This window comes from Pseudomonas sp. SA233, from assembly GCF_054792385.1.
Window position 1 is genome coordinate 1,981,857 of record NZ_CP096449.1, and the last position, 19,213, is coordinate 2,001,069.

16 protein-coding genes are annotated in these 19,213 nt (G+C 53.7%); 8 read left to right on the plus strand and 8 right to left on the minus strand.

The window, feature by feature from the left end; all coding sequences use genetic code 11:
* Positions 1–484 precede the first annotated feature (484 nt).
* The 3 genes from M1D87_RS09130 to M1D87_RS09140 form a co-directional block, all read right to left on the minus strand.
* Complete coding sequence (locus M1D87_RS09130) at positions 485–691, minus strand: hypothetical protein (protein WP_421091733.1); 207 nt, start codon at positions 689–691, stop codon at positions 485–487.
* 10 nt (positions 692–701) lie between these two features.
* Positions 702–923 carry a hypothetical protein gene (locus M1D87_RS09135; RefSeq protein ID WP_421091734.1) on the minus strand — a complete coding sequence of 74 codons (222 nt, stop codon included), beginning with the start codon at positions 921–923 and terminating at the stop codon, positions 702–704.
* A gap of 94 nt (positions 924–1,017) precedes the next feature.
* A complete protein-coding gene (locus tag M1D87_RS09140) occupies positions 1,018–1,959 on the minus strand; it encodes a DNA-binding protein (protein ID WP_421091735.1) in 942 nt (313 codons plus the stop codon).
* Between the two features lie 171 nt (positions 1,960–2,130).
* Between M1D87_RS09140 and M1D87_RS09145 the strand changes: the two genes are divergently transcribed.
* Entirely contained in the window at positions 2,131–3,039 is a 909-nt protein-coding gene (locus M1D87_RS09145; RefSeq protein WP_421091736.1) for a site-specific integrase, read from the plus strand.
* Positions 3,040–3,175: 136 nt separating this feature from the next.
* Here the strand turns inward: M1D87_RS09145 and M1D87_RS09150 are convergent, their stop codons facing one another.
* The 3 genes from M1D87_RS09150 to M1D87_RS09160 all read right to left on the minus strand — a co-directional run bounded on the left by M1D87_RS09150 (position 3,176) and on the right by M1D87_RS09160 (position 6,582).
* On the minus strand, positions 3,176–3,868 hold the full coding sequence (locus M1D87_RS09150) for a hypothetical protein (RefSeq protein WP_421091737.1): 693 nt from the start codon (positions 3,866–3,868) through the stop codon (positions 3,176–3,178).
* Positions 3,869–4,234: 366 nt separating this feature from the next.
* Complete coding sequence (locus M1D87_RS09155; protein WP_421091738.1) at positions 4,235–5,083, minus strand: HNH endonuclease; 849 nt, start codon at positions 5,081–5,083, stop codon at positions 4,235–4,237.
* The gene (locus M1D87_RS09160) at positions 5,080–6,582 is read right to left on the minus strand and encodes an AAA family ATPase (RefSeq protein ID WP_421091739.1); all 1,503 of its coding nucleotides are present in this window, start codon (positions 6,580–6,582) and stop codon (positions 5,080–5,082) included. The genes M1D87_RS09155 and M1D87_RS09160 overlap by 4 nt, the downstream gene beginning before the upstream one ends.
* Positions 6,583–7,700: 1,118 nt before the next feature.
* Between M1D87_RS09160 and mqo the strand changes: the two genes are divergently transcribed.
* The 6 genes from mqo (at position 7,701) to M1D87_RS09190 (ending at position 15,220) form a co-directional block, all read left to right on the plus strand.
* On the plus strand, positions 7,701–9,308 hold the full coding sequence (gene mqo, locus M1D87_RS09165; RefSeq protein ID WP_421091740.1) for a malate dehydrogenase (quinone): 1,608 nt from the start codon (positions 7,701–7,703) through the stop codon (positions 9,306–9,308).
* 251 nt (positions 9,309–9,559) lie between these two features.
* Positions 9,560–11,224: an NAD-dependent malic enzyme gene (locus M1D87_RS09170; protein WP_421091741.1), complete on the plus strand. Its 1,665-nt coding sequence runs from the start codon at positions 9,560–9,562 to the stop codon at positions 11,222–11,224.
* Positions 11,225–11,550: 326 nt separating this feature from the next.
* Complete coding sequence (locus M1D87_RS09175) at positions 11,551–12,297, plus strand: sulfite exporter TauE/SafE family protein (protein WP_421091742.1); 747 nt, start codon at positions 11,551–11,553, stop codon at positions 12,295–12,297.
* A 143-nt stretch (positions 12,298–12,440) separates the two neighbouring features.
* Positions 12,441–13,862, plus strand: a complete 1,422-nt coding sequence (leuC, locus tag M1D87_RS09180; protein ID WP_421091743.1) for a 3-isopropylmalate dehydratase large subunit — start codon at positions 12,441–12,443, stop codon at positions 13,860–13,862.
* Positions 13,859–14,473, plus strand: coding sequence for a 3-isopropylmalate dehydratase small subunit (gene leuD / locus M1D87_RS09185; RefSeq protein WP_421091744.1), 615 nt, complete (start codon positions 13,859–13,861; stop codon positions 14,471–14,473). The genes leuC and leuD overlap by 4 nt, the downstream gene beginning before the upstream one ends.
* A 51-nt stretch (positions 14,474–14,524) precedes the next feature.
* A complete protein-coding gene (locus tag M1D87_RS09190; RefSeq protein ID WP_421091745.1) occupies positions 14,525–15,220 on the plus strand; it encodes an RraA family protein in 696 nt (231 codons plus the stop codon).
* Positions 15,221–15,240: 20 nt separating this feature from the next.
* Here the strand turns inward: M1D87_RS09190 and M1D87_RS09195 are convergent, their stop codons facing one another.
* Positions 15,241–16,158 (minus strand): LysR substrate-binding domain-containing protein, encoded by a 918-nt coding sequence (locus M1D87_RS09195; protein ID WP_421091758.1) that lies wholly within the window; start codon positions 16,156–16,158, stop codon positions 15,241–15,243.
* A 122-nt stretch (positions 16,159–16,280) separates the two neighbouring features.
* Here M1D87_RS09195 and M1D87_RS09200 point away from each other — a divergent pair, with 122 nt between their 5' ends.
* Positions 16,281–17,600, plus strand: a complete 1,320-nt coding sequence (locus M1D87_RS09200) for a 2-hydroxycarboxylate transporter family protein (protein ID WP_421091746.1) — start codon at positions 16,281–16,283, stop codon at positions 17,598–17,600.
* Positions 17,601–18,228: 628 nt separating this feature from the next.
* Here the strand turns inward: M1D87_RS09200 and M1D87_RS09205 are convergent.
* Positions 18,229–19,209: a 2-hydroxyacid dehydrogenase gene (locus M1D87_RS09205; protein WP_421091747.1), complete on the minus strand. Its 981-nt coding sequence runs from the start codon at positions 19,207–19,209 to the stop codon at positions 18,229–18,231.
* Positions 19,210–19,213 lie beyond the last annotated feature (4 nt).

Here is a 19,213-nt window from a genome sequence, read left to right on the forward strand (position 1 = left end):
GGGCCTAAGACAGGTCCTCGGTGGTTTGACGGCTGCAGAGGATTTACCTGGATGGGTAACGGTATTCCTCCGGAGAGAAACGGCCCGCCGGGCCGAAAAGCAAGTGGCTGACATACTCCTCCAAAAAATGGATCGCTTCCTGTTGGACGTACCGATCGTAATGGGCGCGGTGGATAAGCGGTATCCTGGCACGGTTCTCCAAGCAGAGTCTGACCAATTCGGCCAGCATGTAGCCGCGAACATCGTATCGCGCATCGACCGCCTTGAGCACGGTGTTAAAGCATGCGTGGAACACGTGCCTCGGGGGTAGGGGACGCTCGGATGCTCTTCGGTAAGTCATCGGTATTCTCCTGGCGAGCCCGCTTCAGCCGAATGACCGCAGCACCCTCGTCGGTTCAGTCGAGCCGGTGAACTCTGGCGGGGGGCGAGCGGTCTTGATCATTCAGGACTGACCGTGCTCGGCTGCCGTTCAAGCTCCCCATGTTTAATGAATGGGCGTGCTGGGTTTGCCGAAAGCACGCAGCTGATAGTCCGTCACGGCCTGAAAGGCGGCTTCCGCTCTCAGGCGCAAGCGCTCCACGTCTTCGACTGCAGCGCCTGAAGATTGAGCCGCGTGGTACAGACGCATCGCATCGACCGCTTCGGCATATGCCGGATGGTCGGGGAAAAGTACGGGAGGGAGCTTGGGCATCGTGTGGCCCTCAGTGAAGGGGTTCGAGCAAATCGCCCGACACCCGCAACTGGTAATCCACGACCGTTTGATACAAGCAATCGGCAAGCAGGCGCAGGCGGCGCAACTCATCAGCCGAGGCACCATTCTCTTCTGCCTGATGAAGGGCCCGAATAGCTTCCAGAGCCTCGCGCAGCAACGGCTCGCCGGCCAATGCCATGCCTTCAATCGTTCGCTTCACAGCGCTGCTCAACGTCATCGATCCTGAACGTGGAGGTGTTGCCGGTCAGTACTCGGCGCACAGAAATACAGGTCTGGGTGGAGATGAACCACTCTGCTTTGAATCACTACGCTTGCCCTCGATCTTGCAGCAGTTTGGCTTGGGCGCGCAAGGCGCGGCGGTCGTCCCGGTGATCCAACACATAGCGGCGAGCCTTTTCCCGCAGTACCGAATGCTCCACATGCAGGTGCTGCACCTGCTGCTCAGCCGCGTGCAGCGCGCTGCGCATTTCAAGCAGGGTGTCCTGCTGACGCTGCAGCTCAATCGCCTTCTCACGCAACACCAGTGCCTGACTGTGCTGCTCACGGGTGAGCCGCTCCAGGTCGCGGTACACCTGCGCCAACTCTTCTTGTTTGTTCATGAGCTGCTCCTGCAGCCGGCGCCCTTCCAGTTGCAACTGCTGCAGCTGTTGGTCGTGCCGCTGCAGTTCCTGTTCCCGCTGCGCCAGATGGTGCTGTCGGTAGTGGCTCAAGGCATCTCGCGCATGCTGATGCTTGTCTTCCAGTGAGGCGATCTGGCGCGCGCGTTCTTCCAGCAAATGCAGTTGATGCTGTTCGCCGGCGAGCAGGCGTTGCCGCTCACCCTCGAGCTGTTGCACCTGCTGGTGTAGCGCGTTCTCGCGTTGCTGCGCCTCTCGTCGCTCGAGTGCCAGCGCATCATGCGCCAGTTGCAGTTGCTCGAAGCGGGCCCGCTCGATCGCTCGCTGCTGCTCGTAGGCCGCCTGCTGTCGCTGCAGGCGGGCGCGGTCCGTCGCAACCGTCGCCTGCGCGTCGGCGGCCAAGCGCTGGGCTAGACTGGTGATAAGGGTCTGCAACTCGTCGGTGAGACTGATGCTGGGCGGGTGCGGTTCGTCGTTCTGCAGCTCTTGCAAGTAACGCAGGATGGTGCTCTTTGAACCTGTGTTGCCCAACTCCACCCGCACGGCCTCGATGCTCGGATGGGTGCCGCGGGCGAGGAGGGCGTCGCGCGCCCGTTGCACCAGCGCCTTGTTGATTCCAGAGCGGGCCATGATCGGCCTCCGACGATTTCGTACCGTACAATCAGTATGCGCGTACAGGTACGCTTGGCGTAGGCTGATGTGCTGCTAGGGCGACGAAATGGCGTTCGAGAATACAGATTTCTCGAACGTGATCAGGGGATTGGCAGATGTTTCCGCGAAAGGCGGTACGCGGGAGGCGGCGTGAGCGACGCTAAGCGGTATCAGCAGGCAGCACGCCGTGCCAGCACGACGCGTCGCTATGCCCAGGCCATCGAACACTTCGAGATGGTGTGGGGTGGGCTGCTGCCCACCTCCAGTGAGAGCGTGGCGCGCTACTTGGCCACCTATGCGCCAAGCCATTCCAGTAGCACGCTGCGCACGCATTTGGCGGCGCTTGCCCAGTGGCACCAGCAGCGCGGCTTCGCCGACCCGACAAAGGCGGCGCAGGTGCGCGACACCTTGCGCGGCATCCGGGCGCTGCACCCACAGCCGGTCAAGCAGGCACCGGCCCTGCAGTTGCAAGTCCTCGAGGCCAGCATCGAAGGGTTGAAGGGTGATTTGCACAGTGGGCAGCCGGCGCAACGTCTGCGGGCGGCTCGCGACCAGGCGCTGATCCTGCTCGGCTTCTGGCGCGCTTTTCGGGGCGACGAGTTGTGCCGGCTGCAGGCCGAGCTCATACGGATCGAGGCGGGCGAGGGCATGCAGGTGTTCCTGCCCAGCAGCAAGAGCGACCGCGACAATCGTGGCCGTAACCTGACCATGCCGGCGCTGCAACGTCTGTGTCCGGTCCAGGCCACCGAACAATGGCTAACGCTCAGTGGCATCAAGCAGGGGCCGCTGTTCCGCGGTATTGATCGCTGGGGGCATATCAATGCCCAGCCACTCAACGCCAACAGCGTGTCGCGTCTGCTGCGCCAGGCCTTGTCGCGCAGCGGCATCGAGGCCGAAGGCTATTCGGCGCATTCGCTCCGCCGCGGTTTCGCCACCTGGGCCAGCCGCAACCAGTGGAGCATGGAGCAGTTGATGACCTACGTCGGGTGGCGCGATGTACAGTCGGCCGCGCGTTACATCGAGGCCGAGATGCCGTTCGGCGAGTGGATTCACCGTTAAAGATTAGCGATGGTCGAGGCTTCGCACCACCGTTCAACTGCCTGCACTTGCGCAGCTGTGACGTACAGCGAAGACTGCCACTCGGTCCGTTGCGAGCATTCAAAGTATTGCCAAAAGGCTTTAACTACAGTAGTACTTACTTGAACTCAAAGGTTTTGAGAGAAGAAGCGTAGCTGTCTCGAAATTCTTGGGAAATAGGGGTGTCGGGAATGATTCCCAGCATTGCTGTTATTGCGTTGACCACCGTAACCCTGGCCCAGTTTACAACCTTTTCCGTATCAAGCATATAAATCCACGAAGTGTGGTGCCTTTCGTCTGCAAGGACGTTAAGTCGTCTGAGTTCGCTAAGAACCCACGGGTGTTCAGAGGCATTACCGTCCGCATCCAGTTCGATTTCATCTGATTTCATGTGAACGAGTTTGTTTCTTAGAGTTATTAGTCTCTTCAGATTTTTGAAGTTTTCATCTTCTCCTTTTTTCCAATTTTTGTTCAGGCTCTTTATGACAGTCTCATATTTATCAATAAGTCGATATTTTTCAATTTCGCTTATTAAATTTTCCAGTTCGCGCTCGCTTGGCTGAAGATACTCCATGTGACCGTTAATGAGCAGGCCGCCGCCGGCGTATTTTGTTTCAGGGTTCAAGTTGAATAGTGTGCGTGGGGATGAGTACGGACGCGGCTTAGCAATGGACTGGTAGTAGCTTTTCAGATCCTCAAGAAAAACCTCTGCAGCCATCGTGCACAATGCAACATGCACGGTGCCATCTAAGCATCCATTTTTTTCTGACTTCTCTAAAAAGATGATTCCATGAAACGGCAGGGATTTCAAATTATATTCCTTTATCTGATACTTAATCGTGCGAAGCGCAATTACATTTTATCACGGAAGGCCATCCACCAACGATATAGGATGGTCGCCTAACGCCTAGCGAAAAAGCTCTGCATCATCACTGCAGCTGGGCCCTGGGGCAAGTGCTCCTGGGCACTGACATCGAATAGCACAGGATTGATGTGAACAACGGCCGCCCCATGATCCCGCTCGCGACCATATCGGCCAGCTGCTGGGCCGGCGCAAAGTACGGCACTGGCGGCACTACAATTAGCGAGGTGCCCCGTGCCGGGAGGTACGCGATTTTCGGCTCGCTCCAGTACATGACGATCATTGCAGGGCAACTATAGTGCTGCTGTCCACCATTTAACGATTTTGAATCCATTGGTCAAGATTCGGATGTTGGCTTAACGCGGTCATCAGCACAACAATCCAGTGGTTTCTACCATAGATTCTTGTGCGGTCCTTGGCACGTCCTGTCAAGAACGTGCGTGCATCCCCACCACCCGTTTCTAAATGCGTGAAGCAGTCCGCTAGGATCTCAGTTACCTCATCATTTCCATGTTCATCGAACAACTCAATTAGTTTCAAACGTGAGTAATGAGAGTCAACCAGCCTCCATTGATGATCCTTCACCCCTGCTGGGCGTTGTAAATTAAATTTAGCCCCGACTCGCTTTGTGGCTGGGTTTTCGACCAGCGCTACCTCGACGAACTGAACATCGGGAACAGTGTCAGCGTAGGCATGGAAGTACTGACGTTCGCCTTTTGCATTAAGCCAGTCGTCATCCTTGGTAGAGTTGCATCGTGAACAGCAAGGAACTAAATTGTGCGGATGCACCGCAAACTCGGGAAAGCGCACGGCAGGCATGTAGTGATCAAATGTTTTAGGTAAGGTCGTCCCGCACATGGGGCAGTATTTTAGTTGTCGTTTAGGTTGGTTTTCCTTAATGGCTTTTTTCATTTCTTTTAAGGGTTGCGTGGCTACATCATAGCAGGCCCGGAGTGCGTCACTTATTTTCAGCGCATCCGTGTTTGTCTTCAGGCTAACTAAGTCGTTTTCCTCAACGGCTTTAGCGTAAGCTTTGTAACGTGCCTCTATTAAGGTATGGGCCAAGGTGAGGGGGGCGCGTGTTTTTTTATGTTTCTTATCGCGAATCAGGATGTACCGTTCTAAGTAACTAGGTTTTGCCGGGAGGGGAGTCAGGCTTTTCATTGGTCAGTTTTTGCCTTTTTTGCATACTGTGCCAATAGATACGCCTCCGCGCTAAGACTCAAGCCATGTTCGAACCGTTCCAGCGCTTCTTCGAGAGATTCGGTTTTCGCCAGCTTTCTCAGTGTTCTTCGGTAAACATTTTCTACTTCAAAAGTCTCGAATACATGTCGCGTCAGCTCTGTAACGCTTTCACCAAAGCTCTCTGTCATCAACTCGTCTGCGGTGGTAACATTATTTTGACGTTGAAATACCATCACGCGACTAGCTGGAATTTCCTGAATGACTACCGGGGAATGTGTTGCGATAACGGCGTTCGAATCAAATTTATTTAAGATGTTGGATAGCACTAGGAATAGGCTGGCCACTGCGTTAGGATGAAGGTGTGTTTCGGGCTCATCAAAAAGAACTAGTGAATTAGGCTGAATCCAACCTAGTAAAGCCGTAACGAAGTGGACCAGAATGGATTGGCCGGAACTCAATAATGAAAGTGCATTCGTTTCTGAAGAGTTGTCGATTTCGGTTTTGAGGCTGGAAACTAAGTCGTCACTGGAATCGCCTAAAATAGATTGCATGTATTCGATCCATTCGCCCTCTAACCCTTTCTCAATAATGCGATCGAGATTGCTTCGATAACTTTCCATCAAAAATAAACGGGATAGTCCACCTTTATCATTTCGGATCCCACAGTATACATAGCTACTAGATCGGTCTGCTTTAGGGCGTTTGAAACGATCAAATGCACTGTAGGAAATGGCAATGATGCGTGTGAAAAGTGGGCGGCCGCTCGGAAATCTGTCCTCTCGTTCAGCGAGCTTGTCTGCTGAAGTTCTCGAAATTTGTGCCAGGTCAGCTCCCAAACTTGCAAGAAAACGAGTCTTTCCAACGGCATTACGACCAATGATACCCACAATACGTCCGGGGATGACGTCATAGTTATCAAAATTAAAGCGAGCCTCTACCGGTTCCTCTGCTCCCTCAATCAAGCCCCTGTAGGTAAAGGCAATATCCTCATTAACCTGCTCGCCTGCGGCCCATGATGCACCGAAACGCCTCGCGCGTTGCGCGCCGTTCTCCCGTAGCATCGCGTTTCGAAAAGCTGAGGTTGGCTCAAATTTATCGGAAAGTTGTGGATGCCAAGCAATGTCATTCAGTGCGTCAAGTAGATCCTTTGCCTCTTCCTTCAGATGCTTCCTAATTCGTTTATAATATTCTTCGTCTTGCCCTAATGATATGTGGTTTTCATCTAGGAAGCTAAATTCTTTCGAGAGTTTTGTTGTGGATTTTACAGTGAATTGATCTGTAGAGGCAGTGTCGCGTTGCAGGATTTTGACGGAGCCCAGGCGAATTTCGACGTTGTCTTTGTCCAGAAGGCTTAAGTGAAATTGAACTTTGTTGCCAAAGTCATCCCAGTTATCTGTTCTGAGGATGAAGGTTTTGAGGGGGACTTCATCTGTCGAATCCCTGTGCCCTAATACTTTAAATGCTAATTTGTTTGACAACTAATCTCTCCTTCGTTTGTCAGTGTCGTCAGTGAAGTATTATATTCTGTATGGCAGGGCTTGATAGCGATGTACCGTGATTCGCCCGAATTTCACATGGAGTCTCGCGAAGACAGAGCTAAATGTGATCATTGCATTTTGCCAGCACGCCGGATTGTAGAGCAAGCCAATTTTGCAGGGCGCTTCTACGATGCCCGACCCGCCGATGTCTATTGCTCTGAAATCGCGGTCGAGTCGAACTGAACAAGCGGGTTGGTCTGGGGCTGTCCAGCCGTCCCACCTGGACTTGCATCCCCATTCGCAGATCGTTGATATATGAGGGTAAAACATAAGTGAAGAGTATTCGATGGAATTTCAACGGGTGCAAAAGATTGTGTGAGCGACTAATCGGCTGTACACCTTTTTCGGGTGTGATTCAGTGGCGAGACTGTGACATAACGCCGTCATACAGTCACCGCATGTTAGTTCTACGTAAAACTTCTGAAGCAACGTGCTGCGGCGGCAGCATCCTGTGCGGGCGTTCATTATCATATTTTTTCACGAAATTTTAGTTAGATTGTCACGAAAATGGTATTGAACACGAAATGTGAACGGCTAGGTCACGTTTTATGGCGTTGACGCTATTTCACTATTCGGTATGCTAACTGTGGCGCCTTGGCATGAGTTTTCTTGCTGTGGCTTCGCCCGGCTATTCATGAATTATTGGGATTTCAAAGAGGCCCGGTAGCCTTTTTCAAACTAGAGTATTGATCCCATGCTGCTCTGACTTAGGCGGAAGTGGCCATCTGTTCCTTTGCAGTTGAATGTCAATAAATAGTGCTCTGACAAGGTTACAGATCGCCTGAGCTTATGGATTGATATTGATTGTCATTTGTTTCTTAGTGGCATGGCCAACTTGGAGAGTAGGGGAAGGGCTCAGATATAGGGAGGAGACCAAGTCTTTGCTTGTAGGTTTTGCTGCGGTGAAGTGAATCGTCGTTCATCTCTGCTCTAAGGAAGCGGTTGCAGTTGTAGTGGCGGCGCCAATGGCTTAAAGACAGCCGAGCTGTAGAGGGATGGAGCTCCGGAATTAGTCAGTAAACTTTGTAACTAAAATACTAATAACGGTCTACCGAATAATGAAGAAAATTTTGCTTTGTCTGCTCTGTTTCGTTGTAGTGGGCTGCTCCAAGCGGCCTGAAACAGAGAAGTCTGTTGATGTGCTTTTGATAGGGGGTGGGATCATGAGCGCAAGCCTCGGTACATACCTCAACGAGCTTGAGCCAACTTGGAAGATCGACTTGTACGAGCGTCTGCCTCAAGTTGCCAGTGAAAGTTCCTATCGTTTAAATAACGCTGGTACCGGTCACGCTGCGTTCTCTGAGTTAAACTATACTCCTGAGCGCGCAGATGGTAGCATTGATGTCAGTAAGGCTGTTGCTATTAACGAGGCCTTCCAGATTTCATTGCAATTTTGGTCTCATCAAGTCGAGCTTGGTAGGCTGCACGATCCCAAATCGTTCATCAATAACGTGCCACACATGAGCTTTGTTTGGGGTGAGAAGAATACAGAGTTCCTGCGTAAGCGCTACGAGGCGCTGCAACATACCTCGCTGTTCCGTGGCATGGAATTCTCTGAAGACCCTGAGCAAATCAAAAAGTGGGCTCCCTTGGTCATGGAAGGGCGCAAGCCAGGCCAAAAAATCGCTGCAACCCGTATGGAGATCGGCACTGACTTGAACTTCAGTGAGATCACTACTCAACTGATCGATGCTTTGTCGCAGAAAAAAGAATTCTCGTTGCATTTACAGCATGAGGTGCGTGACATCAAGCGTGCCACTGGCGGTGGATGGAACGTTACCATTGCCGACTTGGCTAATGGTGGTGAGCTCAGCACCGTCCACGCCAAATTCGTATTCATCGGGGCCGGTGGTGGAGCGCTTAAGTTGCTTCAGAAATCCGGAATTCCGGAAGCCAATGATTACGCGGGCTTTCCTGTTGGCGGGTCATTCCTGATCACTCGCAATCCACAAATAGCTGCCCAGCACAACGCCAAGGTCTACGGTAAGGCTTCAGTCGGTTCGCCGCCCATGGCTGTGCCGCATCTGGACACCCGTTACATCGATGGCCAGAAGGTCATCTTGTTTGGACCATTTGGCACCTTCTCCACTAAGTTCTTGAAAAATGGCTCATTGCTGGACATGTTCAGTACAATGACCACCCATAATATTCTGCCAGTGGTCCAGGCTGGGTTGGATAATTTGCCGTTGGGCGCTTATCTGATTGGTCAGCTGACGCTTGGACAAAATGGACGCATGGAAGCACTTCGCGAATATTATCCTGAAGCGCAGGACAAGGATTGGGAGTTGATCCAGGCCGGACAGCGTGTGCAAATCATCAAGAAAGATCCAAAGAATGGTGGAGTTCTCCAGTTCGGCACGGAAGTTGTCAGCTCCGAGGATGGCTCACTAGCAGCGCTGCTTGGCGCATCGCCAGGCGCTTCCACTGCCGCTCCAATTATGCTCCACCTGATGGAAAAGACTTTCAAGGATAGAATCAACACGCCGCAATGGCAAGCTAAGTTGAAGGAGATAGTTCCTTCCTACGGCTTATCGCTAAATGACAATTTGGAATTGACCAACCAAGTGCGCGCTTGGACAAGTAGTCGGTTGCAATTGCGCTATGTTGAAGTCAAACCCGAACCTGCGGTGATACCGCAACTTGCACCTCGGGCTGCCGCCCAGTAATTATCAATCGTCCCCTACCGTTCCAAGGCGGGCAGTTGAGCACAGACAAACGGCCATAAAACCGTTTGTCTGCCTTACTAGGGGTCACCCGTCAGAGGAAACGGCATGCCACTATAGAATTCATCAAATAGTGGGTGGGCAGTTTGATAAGGGTAACTCGAGGTGCGCTACAGAAAGAGCGTCCTTGTGTTGCTTACCATGTAGCGATAGGTAGTTTACATACCAAGTACAATAAAAGAGCGAGTATAACCATGCCGTCACATCGTCTGTTGCCTGTAAAGTTTCGCGGTCCTGCACTTTTGGATACACCGCTGCTGAACAAGGGTACTGCTTTTACCCGGGTCGAACGTGAACAGTTCCAGCTGCAAGGTCTGCTACCGGCTAAGGTGGAAACGCTGGAAGAACAGGTCGTCAGGGCCTATCGGCAGTTCGGTGAACGTCCAACGCCTCTGGACAAACACGTCTACCTGCGTTCGCTGCAGGACCGCAACGAAACGCTATTCTACAAACTTGTGGAATCGCACCTCGAGGAAATGCTGCCGATTATCTACACCCCCACCGTGGGCAAGGCGTGCCAGGAGTTTTCCAGGATCTACCGCAGCCACCGGGGTGTGTTCATCTCTTACGAGGATAAGGACCGCATCGACGAGATATTGGCCAATGTCACCAAAGACAACGTCAAGGTTATTGTCGTCAGCGATTGCGAACGTATCCTTGGCCTGGGTGACCAAGGTATTGGCGGCATGGGAATCCCAATCGGTAAGCTGTCGCTGTACACCGCCTGCGGCGGTATCAGCCCAGCCTACACCTTGCCCATCGTGTTGGATGTCGGCACCCAGAACTCGGCCTTGCTTGAAGACCCGGAGTACCTCGGCCTCAAACAGCCGCGGGTACGTGGCCAGCAATACGACGACTTCCTGGAAGCCTTTGTAGCGGCCGTTCAGAGTCGCTGGCCAGGTGTACTGCTCCAGTTCGAGGATTTTGCACTGGCGACCGCGATGCCGCTGCTTGAGCGCTATCGCGACCGGCTTTGCTGCTTCAACGATGACATTCAAGGCACGGCAGCGGTAACAGTCGGTACTCTGCTGGCAGCCTGCCGGATCAAGGGTGAAAAGCTCTCCCAGCAAACTATCGCGTTTGTTGGCGCAGGCTCCGCAGGCTGTGGTATTGCCGAGCAAATCATCCAGGCAATGGTTGAAGAGGGGCTGAGCGATGCCCAGGCGCGTAGTCAAGTCTACCTGCTCAACAGCAAAGGCTTACTGACCGATCGCCAGCAGGGCCTGTATGGTTTCCAGGCACGTCTGGCACACTCCACAGCCTCGCTTGCGCAGTGGCAGTTCCAGTCAGAATGGCCGGACCTTGCTGAAGTAGTGAGCAATGCGCGCCCCACTGTCCTGATCGGTGTTTCGGGCAAGGCGGGGTTGTTCACCGAATCGATCATCGAAATGTTGTACCGCAGCTGCTCTCAGCCGATCATCATGCCTCTGTCCAATCCCACGTCGCAGATCGAAGCCCAACCGGCCGACCTGTTGCAGTGGACCGAAGGTAATGCGCTGATCGCCACCGGCAGTCCCTTCCACCCTGTGGAATGGGCGGGACGGTCTTTCAAGATTGCCCAGTGCAACAACTCCTACATCTTCCCTGGCATTGGCTTGGGTGTGATCGCCAGCCAGGCGACTCGAGTGACCGAGAGAATGTTGATGGCCTCGGCCAGAGCACTGGCTGAGAGCGCCAGGACCGGCGAAATGTTGCCGCCGATGGCGGACGTGCAGACTGTGAGCAAATCAATCGCATTTGCTGTCGCATTGGCAGCGCAGGCTGATGGCGTTGCGGTGGAGCAGGACGAGCCTAGGTTGCGTGAAGCGATCGAGGCGCATTTCTGGACGGCTCGCTATCGGGCATACCAACCAGCCTGAGGTTGTTGAGTGTGTCGACGGAGCCCCGATCATTCGAGGCTCTCTTTTGTCCGCTGACCGAAAAGCGTGCATTAGGCATGAGCGCCAGCAAGGGGAGACAAGCCACAATTCCAGTCTCAAGCCGCTTATACAGCTTTCCGTTCACCCGGACGGTGAAGAACGTCTGGCGCAGTAGCTGTACTTGTTGAATGAACTGAAGCTGATCACACCTTCGCAAGCAGAGGTTCACGTTTCGTGGATTGTGCCTACACGCTGCCTCATTGAAGGTGTGTGTGTCTGAGGAGTATCGTCGCCGTGACAATTCTGCAGGAACACCGGAACCCTACATGTTCGCCCTTGTATTGGATTTTTGTTTTGGCATCGCCATGGGCGCTTTAGGTGGATTCTTCGGCATCGGTGGAGGGCTCATTGCCATCCCAGTAATGACTTTGCTGTATGGCCAGTCTCAAACATTGGCCCAGGGCACGGCATTGATCATGATGGTGCCTAATGTCGTTCTCGCTTTCTGGCGGTACCAGCAGCGAACCCCTTTGAACTGGAGTTTGGCGATACCCCTTGGGTCGGCGGCTCTGATAAGCGCCGGAATCGGCGCCAAAGTGGCGACCTCCCTGGACGCGCGCACGATTCAGGTCGGGTTCGCTCTGCTGATGCTTCTGCTGGCAGGGATGAACCTGTTCCGGGCCCGGCTCATTACTGGCTCCAAGGTCATGGCTCGCACTACCTCCGGGCGGCTCGCAGCGCTCGGCGGAGGGTGCGGAGCACTCGGTGGATTTTTCGGGGTCGGTGCGTCTGTGGTTGCCGTGCCGATTCTGACTACCGTGTTTGGTTTGAGCCAAGTTGCAGCTCAGGGCATGGCATTATCGCTTGCGCTGCCCAGTTCGCTTATCACACTCATCACCTACAGCACGCAAGGCCATGTGGACTGGCAGATGGGGCTTGCCATGGCGCTGGGCGGATTACTCAGCGTTAGTTGGGGAGTGCGGTGGGCATACCGCGCGCCGGAAAAACTCTTGTGCGGCTTATTTTCTTGCTTTTTAACCGTAAGCGCGGTGCTCTTGTTGATTCGGCAGTGAGCAAATTCACGAACTGTGAATCCATGCTCCACTGAATGCGCGTTGATGCGCTTTACCGTATCGATATCCTGTAGTTGTTAACGCTGCCACGCAGTGACCGTGATGCCTCAGGGCCTGAACAACAACAAGGGTATGAACTTGCGATGAGCACCCCAAGAACGCTGTATCAGAAGCATATCGATTCCCACTCTGTCTGCGAGCTCGATGATCAGGGCCATGTCCTGCTGTACATCGATCGTCAAGTCGCCAACGAGTACACCAGTCCCCAAGCTTTCAGCGGGCTGCGCGAAGCAGGGCGCAAGGTTTGGCGCCCATCCGCCACCCTCTGCGTGGTGGATCATGTTAACCCGACCGCTCCGGAGCGTATTGCCGACATGCCTGATGCCGGCGGGGCGCTGCAGGTCAACTACTTTGAACAAAATTGCCGCGACTTTGGTATTGAGCTGTTCGACGTATTGGACAAGCGTCAAGGTATCGAGCACGTTGTGGCCCCTGAGCAGGGGTTTATCCTGCCGGGTATGGTCGTCGCTGCAGGTGATAGCCACACCACCACTTATGGTGCATTGGGGGCGTTCGGCTTCGGTATTGGTACTTCGGAAATTGAGCACCTGCTGGCCACCCAGACATTGGTTTACAAGCGTCTGAAAACCATGCGCGTCACTGTCGAGGGTGAGCCAGGCCCTGGCTTGGTGTCCAAAGACATCATCATGGAACTGATCCGCCAAATCGGCGCAGCGGGTGCCACTGGTTACGCGATTGAATTTACCGGTCCTGCAATCAGTGCGTTGAGTGTCGAAGCGCGCATGACCATCTGCAACATGGCTGTTGAAGCCGGCGCGCGTGGTGCCTTCATGGCGCCCGATGACAAAGTCTACGCCTACCTTCAGGACAAGCCCCGTGCGCCGAAGGGAGCGCAATGGCAGGCGGCTGTTGAGCAGTGGAAGACCTTGTTCACAGACCCTGGCGCGACCTTCGATAAAGAAGTCCACATGCATGTTGCGGACCTGCAGCCCATGGTCACCTGGGGCACCAGTCCCGACCAGGCAGCCTCGATCACAGGTGTCGTGCCTGATCCGATGCAGGAAAAAGATCTCATCCTTCGTCAGGATTTGCAGCGTGCTCTGCGTTACATGGACCTGCAGCCTGGCACCGCGTTGGAAGGTATCCGCATTAGTCACGCCTTTATCGGCTCGTGCACCAATGCTCGAATCGAAGACCTTCGGGACGCCGCTCGCGTGGTCAGTGGCCGCAAAGTTGCGGCCGGTGTACGGGCGATGATTGTTCCTGGTTCGACGATGGTTCGTGATCAAGCGGAATCTGAAGGGCTTGCACAGATTTTCCGCGATGCAGGTTTCGAATGGCGCCAGTCGGGTTGCTCGATGTGCCTGGCCATGAACGATGATGTTCTGAGTCCAGGTGACCGATGCGCTTCAAGTACTAACCGAAACTTCGAAGGCCGCCAGGGCGCGGGGGCACGTACTCACTTGATGAGCCCTGCGATGGTTGCCGCTGCTGCGGTCACTGGTCATTTGGTCGATGTACGTTCTTTGGCGTTGGAGGCATGAGCATGGAACCTTTCAAGTATGTAGAGGGCTACGCTGCCCCAATGCTGGCAGCTAACGTCGATACCGATGTGATCATGCCTAAGCAGTTCCTCAAAGGCATCGACCGGAGTGGCTTGGACCGTGGCGTATTTTTCGACCTGCGCTTCCTCCTCGATGGCACGCCAAACCCTGACTTCGTGCTCAATCAAGACCCATGGAACACCTCGACCTTCCTGGTAGTGGGTCCCAACTTTGGTTGTGGTTCCAGCCGCGAACATGCGGTCTGGGGATTGAAGCAGTTGGGCATCCGGGCGCTGATCGGTACCACTTTTGCCGGGATTTTCTACGACAACTGCCAGCGCAATGGTGTACTCACCATCCAGCTCAGCCCCGCGGAATTGAAGGAATTGGGGCAAGTGGTGAGTGAGCGTGGAAGTTCCTGCATCGCGATCGATCTCGAGGCACAGCACATTCTTCTGGTGGACGGTAGAGCGATCGAATTCAAAATCGATGCACTGCGCAAGCAAGCACTTATGCTGGGGCTGGACGCCATCGGCACGACGCTTCAGCGCAGCGATGACATTCGTGCCTTCGAGGCGCGCCACCTTCAAAGCAACCCCTGGCTGGTTTGATCGAGAGCGGATTGATGGGCGGGGGCGCGTCCCCCGCCTCGGAGTATTGCCATGTTGAATGTATCTAGCCACGGCGACTGGCCCGCAGGCTATCTGATTAATCCCTGCGCACCATCCTTGTCCGGCCAATGGCATGAGGCGTTCGAAGGGATGCCCTCTGCCATCGTGAGTGACAGCTTGGGCCGTAATGCCGGCGGTTTGGGTTTGAAACCCTATCACGGCCTGCGCCATCTTTGTGGCACAGCGCTCACTGTACGGGTGCGACCGGGTGATAACTTGATGGTACTCAAGGCTATTCAAATGGCGAGGCCGGGCGACGTGCTGGTAATCGATGGCAGCGCCGACTTAAGCCGGGCGGTAATTGGTGGCATCATGCGGGCCATGGCCATCAAGGCGGGCATTACCGGGGTGGTAATCAATGGCGCCATTCGGGACCGAGAAGAATGGCTCGACGGCGAGCTACCGGTCTATGCGTTGGGTTATGTTCACCGTGGTCCCAGCACCGACGGAGGTGGCGAGATTAACGTTCCGCTGGTATGTGCTGGAATGTTGGTCAATCCGGGGGATCTCATCGTTGGCGATGCCGATGGTGTCGTCGCGGTGAGCGCTGAAGAACTTCCCAAGATTCACGCGCGTTGCACCGAGTTGTTGGATCGCGAGGCCGCCATTCTCAAGGCAGTGGCTTCCGGTGACCTGGACCCTACGCGATTTGACGAGCTCTTGCGAAGCAAAGGGTGCCCTATTTAGCTTGGGGTAATGGGACCGGTTCAGTCCGCTTTTAAACGACTGAACCACCCTTCGAGGAATTCGACGCAGGCGCGAAGCTTGCCTGACTCTCCCAGCCTAGTCGGATAAACCGCCCATACATTCGCGCTTTGACTGTAGTCGTGGAGTACTTGGACTAAGCGCCCCTGCTCTAAAAGCGGTTTGACATCCCACATCGACCGCAATAATAGCCCGCGATGTTTAAGGGCCCACTGCAACACTATCTCACCATTGTTGGATGACAAGCGCCCGTTGACCCGTACGGTTACTTCTTTATTGCCGTTTCGCAGCTGCCAAACGCCAAAGCTGTTATTCCTCTCTTTCAAAACCAAGCAGTCATGTTGCGCAAGATCCTCCAGTGTCTTGGGCGTGCCGCGTTTTTCCAGATATTCAGGCGTCGCACAGATAACTCTGCGATTAGCCACTAGCTGGCGACTGATATGCTGGCCGGGAATATCATCGCCAACGCGAATTTCTAGGTCGAAACCTTCCGCAACGATGTCGACTACACGGTCAAAAACGTCCACCCGTACTTCGAGGTCTGGATATTCCACCGCCAATTCGGCAATCGCGGGGGCGACGTAATTTCGCCCAAAGCCGAAGCTGCTGCAAATATGCAGAAGGCCACGTGGCGCTTTGCGTACCTGGCTAAGGTCGCCCATAAAGTCGTCAATGTCATTCAAAATCCGGGTAGCCCACTGCTCAGCCCTGACACCTGTATCCGTGAGAGCGATACGCCGAGTTGAACGATGAATGAGCTTTGTGCCTAGCGTTTGCTCAAGGATTTTGATGCGTTTGCTGATGTAGGCAGGTGACTGCTGCAGCTCAACCGCGGCGGCGGCAAAGCTTAATTTGCGAATGACTGTCAGGAATACCCGCAGGTCTTCGGGCAGTGGCGCTTCTTCATGATTCGTGTTCATAGCGTGCATAGATGGCATGTTTTTCTACAGGTGAGTAAAGGATAGCATGTGCCTAGCCTCGAGCTTCCGTGATTCAGGCAGATTTTAATTTTCCTCACACAAAAATAATTGAGGACCAGTCAATGACTTCGCTTGCCCTTGCCTCATCGAAAAAAAACCGCTTCAGTGCGCTCATGGAGTATGAAATCGGAGTGATCCCGTTTCCATACTTTCTTGGCATATCCCTGATCGTATTCTGCTCCGCGCATTTTGGACTTTTGCCAAAGACCATGATTGGTGGTTTGGCTGTCATCATGACGCTTGGCATGTTTTTGGGTCAAATCGGGCAACGTTTGCCTATCCTGAAAGATATAGGCGGCGGTGCCATTCTATGCCTGTTGCTGCCTTCAGTGCTAGTGTTTCATGGTTTCTTCGGTAGCACGACAATCGACGCTACCAAGATGCTGATGAAAGATGCCAATTTCCTTTACTTCGTTATTGCCAGCCTAGTGGTAGGTAGTATTTTGGGTATGAATCGGACCATCCTGGTTCAAGGGATGATTCGCATGTTCGTACCCCTGTTGGCAGGTACTGTAGCTGCAATCGCGGCCGGTATTTTGGTTGGTGTGAGCTTTGGCTACACCGTGCACCACACTCTCTTTTACATTATCGTTCCCATCATCGGTGGGGGGATTGGTGAAGGTATTTTGCCGCTGTCTTTGGCCTATGCCCATATCCTTGGAGGTTCACCTGAGCAGTTCGTAGCGCAGCTGGTTCCCGCTGCGGTTGTGGGAAATATCGTGGCTATCATCTGTGCTGGTGTACTGGCTCGCATAGCGGTTAGAAAACCGCACCTGAACGGCGACGGTATGCTGATTCGCGCCAAGGAAGAAAACGACAAATTCAAGGTGGAAGACGGCGAAGATAAAGAGATCGACTTCCGTTACATGGGTGCAGGTGTACTTCTGATCTGTGCGTTCTTTGTATTGGGTGGGCTGCTGGAAAAGCTGGTGCATATTCCAGGTCCTGTAATGATGATTGTTGTCGCCGTACTGTTTAAATACCTGCGAGTACTGCCGGACCGGCTTGAAAAAGGTAGCAAGCGTTTCTACAAGCTGGTTTCGACGGTATTTATCTGGCCGACCATGATCGGTTTGGGCATGCTCTATGTGCCTCTGGAGAGTGTGGCTAGCGTGTTCTCTCTTGGTTATGTGATGGTCTGTATCGCAGTCGTAGTGGCGATGGCGCTGGCAGGCTTCCTGGTAGGTAATATGCTGAAAATGTACCCGATCGAGTCTGCCATCGTTACCTGCTGCCACAGCGGCTTGGGCGGCACGGGTGACGTCGCAATTCTTTCAGCTTGTAACCGTATGGCCTTGATGCCGTTTGCTCAGATTTCCACGCGAATTGGCGGGGCGGCTACTGTAATCGCCGCGACGGTTCTGATGGGAATCTGGCATTAATCTGGCTGGTTGGTCACCGGCTTAGATTGGATGTGCCTTGGCCCCCTTTCGCATTCCCTTTTGCCACGCTCTTGGGGGAATGCAGGAAGGGGGTTTTTTTATTCTGCGTTCCAAGGTCAGAGTGCTGAGCGTGTACAGCGAGCATTAATGCCGCGCGAACTGAAGCTATTACTTAGAACTTTTATACTCCCTCCACGAGCCTCCGCGGCTCGCCCTATGCTCCGAGTGAAGTGACATCCTGATAGATGTACCTCCAGCGGGCGTCAAGATCATCCACTTGAGCAATGCAACTGTCGATATGCGTATCTCGCTGCTCACAACCGAAAACAGCAGTTCCTACTGCTGCAATTGATTTAGGTATTCGCTATGGTTACAGTAAATCCGTCCGTGGTGAGCATCAGGCTCAAATCACCGTAGCTTGCTTATGCTCTGTAGTTTGTGAGTTTGTATCGATGGGAAGTGAGGCGGGTGCTTGGCGGGGCGAGGGAGAAGCGGGCGAGGGTAGACGAGGGATTGATATAAAGATAAAGGGCTGAGTGGATAACTCAACCCCTTGACACTGGACGTGCGGTGGTCAGAGGCTAATTGACGGAAAAGGAGCTTGGTTCCCGTCTTTTGAAATGCCGGTTTATGATCTTTGTTGCAGGACTTCTGGATTGACCAGGTCCTTAGGCGCCTGGCCGTCAAGGCCAGCCAACAGATTCTGCAGCGCGCGCTGCGCCATGGCCAAACGAGTTTGAATGGTGGCAGAGCCGATGTGAGGTACTGTCACAGCGTTGTCGAGTTTGAACAGTGGCGACTCTGAAAGAGGCTCTTTCACATACACGTCCAGACCTGCAGCACGTATGCGCCGGCTTGCCAAAGCATCAACCAGCGCGCTCTCGTCTACGATAGGGCCTCGTGAGACATTGATCAAAATGGCCTCAGGCTTCATGAGCGACAGTTCTTGATGGCTGATGAGATTCCGGGTTTCTGGAGTCAATGGAACAACAGGGCAAACGAAATCAGCTTCTCTTAATAATTGATCTTGAGGAACCCACTGTGCCCCAAGCTCTGCTTCAAGCTCCGGTTTGCGGCTGCTTCCGGAGTAAAGAATGGTCATGCCAAAACCAAAACGCCCTCTGCGTGCGATCGCGGCGCCGATCTTGCCCAGGCCGATAATACCAAGCGTCTTGCCGTGGACATCACAACCAAAGGCCGCCTCATCTATGGTTTTTTGCCAAGCGCCTGATTTTGTCCAGGCGTCGAGCTCTGGGATGCGCCGGGCCGTGGCGAAAATCAACGCGAAGGCGAGATCGGCCGTTGTCTCATTCAATACATCTGGGGTATTGGTCAGCATGATGCCGCGCCGAGTCAGATACGCCAAATCATAATTGTCGTAGCCTACTGAAATACTAGAGACAATCTCCAGATTGTGCGCAGCCTCAAGCTCTCGTTCGCCCAGCTTTCGATTGCCGCCAATCAGTCCATGAGCGCTCGGAAGCGCAGCCTGGAATTGTGCATCAATATCACCGTTTTTTGCATCGAGTATTACAATATTGTAACGGTCAGCATAGGGGGCCAGTAGGCTTGGGTGAACGCGGCTAAATGCGACGATCGTTTTTTTCATTAAA